3 protein-coding genes are annotated in these 1,892 nt (G+C 55.1%); all 3 read left to right on the top strand.

All coding sequences use genetic code 11. From position 1 onward, the window contains the following. Positions 1-372: 372 nt before the first annotated feature. The 3 genes from DMG62_23955 to DMG62_23945 all read left to right on the top strand — a co-directional run bounded on the left by DMG62_23955 (position 373) and on the right by DMG62_23945 (position 1,880). Positions 373-708: a hypothetical protein gene (locus DMG62_23955; GenBank protein ID PYY20115.1), complete on the top strand. Its 336-nt coding sequence runs from the start codon at positions 373-375 to the stop codon at positions 706-708. Between the two features lie 123 nt (positions 709-831). Beyond that, positions 832-1,089 carry a hypothetical protein gene (locus tag DMG62_23950; protein ID PYY20114.1) on the top strand — a complete coding sequence of 86 codons (258 nt, stop codon included), beginning with the start codon at positions 832-834 and terminating at the stop codon, positions 1,087-1,089. A gap of 266 nt (positions 1,090-1,355) precedes the next feature. Then, positions 1,356-1,880 (top strand): hypothetical protein, encoded by a 525-nt coding sequence (locus DMG62_23945; GenBank protein PYY20113.1) that lies wholly within the window; start codon positions 1,356-1,358, stop codon positions 1,878-1,880. Positions 1,881-1,892 lie beyond the last annotated feature (12 nt).

Here is a 1,892-nt window from a genome sequence, read left to right as displayed (position 1 = left end):
GGACAAGGCAGGCATTTACATCCTGACGGGCAGCGATCCTCTCACAAACACTCCTCGCGCATACATCGGTGAGGCAGAGGTCATTCGGGACCGACTCAAGCAACATAAAACAAAAGAGTTTTGGGTTTCTGCCATCGTCTTCGTCAGCAAGGACGAGAACCTCACGAAGGCCCATGTCCGATACCTTGAAAGCCGACTCCTCGCGGAAGCTGGCCAGATCGACCGCTTCACCTTAGAACAGAATCAGGCTGGCGGGTCACGGCTCCCAGAGTCTGACCGCGAGGACATGGAGGTGTTTCTTTCTCGAATTCGGCAGCTGCTGCCCGTTCTCGGCTCGGACCTTCTCATCCCCGTCGCCCAACCCGCCGCGAAATCCCAATCGGGCGGGCTCCTATTCTGCCGCCGGAAAGGTGCCGAGGGTCGCGGTCATCGCACTCCCGACGGTTTCGTCGTGCTCAAGGTTCTACTGCCGTCTTGCAGGAGCGTGAATCAGCGAAGAGTTGGCCCGCGACTATTGCTACGCGAAAGCAGTTGATCGCTGACGGCACGCTTATTGAGAAAGATGGATTTTACGAATTCACGAGAGACGTCCAATTTTCTAGTCCCAGCGCAGCGGCAGCAGCGATTGAGGGCGGCAGTGCCAATGGGTTGATAGAGTGGAAGACGAAGGATGGAGTAACTCTTAAACAACTCGACGAACAGGCCTAACCCAACGATGCAGCTGACACCGGACCGTCGTACTATCCACTTTTCGAATGACTACAACACTTAACCCTGCAGCGACGCGCGCTCTCGCCCCGCGCAGCTGATCTTGTTCTCGTTAGACCTTCTATGAAAAAAATAAACGACAAACTCGCAGCGGCGCTCGCAAGCGCAAAGCGCGACATTCCAAGTCTAGAGCGCATAATGCAGTTAGCTGTGCTTGAGGACGCCTCCGACGCGAGCGGCGCGCTTGGCGACGGCTGCGTGCTGCTCGCCATTGCAAGCATCGACAACGACAACGACGGGGACGGCTTTCGTTACCTCCTCGGCCTGCCCCGCGGCACGGATGTAACTGGATACCTGAGCAACTTCTTCGAGAAGGATTAGCCGGTGCCGTAATGCCGTGGCTTCCCTACACGCCTGTAGCCGCAGCACTTCTTCCCTGAACGTGACGTTTGCACGCATACCATTAACAGCTTGCCGATTACACGAGCAGCATCGCGAAGCTGTAACCAAGCGCAATCGCTAGAGTGGTCTAGCCCCTGATTGCCATAACAGATAAGCTTGTCTGTTCAGTCAGCGTCCCGTTCGCGGCCTCATCTTTTGGAGACCGACCGTTGCGAAATGCCCGATCGTCATCGACATTCAAAGGGATGGGTCCAGCAATGACTTTTATCACAAAATTGTTGCTTGCATTCATTAGTCTAACCAGCGTTTTGCTTCGCACGTCCTACGGTGCGGAGCCGCCAAAGCAAACGAAGGTGGGATCGGCAAACGCGAGTCATCCGGCAAAAAACCCTGTTCATCTTATCGTGAGGTCTGCGACGGACATAAAACAGACATTTACTTACTCTCCGCGTCCCGCCGTTCCCAGCGAGCTTGAGGGTTACGCTGGCTCTCAAGTAGGCGGCACAGGCACTTACCGTCTGATCGTTGATGCCCAGGGAGCGGTCAATCAGGTCACCATCTTGAAAGGATTTACGGTTACCGCAGTCTACGATGAGCGATTCTCTAGTGCGAAAGGCAATGCCGTTCCTGCCTTAGATCAAGTGATGGTTCAGGCACTGATGCGCTGGCGAGCGAAACCGGGACCGATGCGCGTCGTAGATATTTATTGGAGCTTTGGAACACATCCGTGGGTGAACTACGGGAAATCGAATGGTCACGGTAATCAGTAGATCGCGGCCTGG

Source organism: Acidobacteriota bacterium, assembly GCA_003225175.1.
Taxonomy (GTDB): Bacteria; Acidobacteriota; Terriglobia; order Terriglobales; family Acidobacteriaceae; genus Gp1-AA112.
This window is presented reverse-complemented; position numbering and strand designations above follow the sequence as displayed.

Excerpts from the sequence above, each read along its gene's own strand:
- DMG62_23945 (PYY20113.1), top strand. The coding sequence starts at position 1,356 with ATGGGTCCAGCAATGACTTTTATCACAAAATTGTTGCTTGCATTCATT.
- DMG62_23950 (PYY20114.1), top strand. The coding sequence starts at position 832 with ATGAAAAAAATAAACGACAAACTCGCAGCGGCGCTCGCAAGCGCAAAG.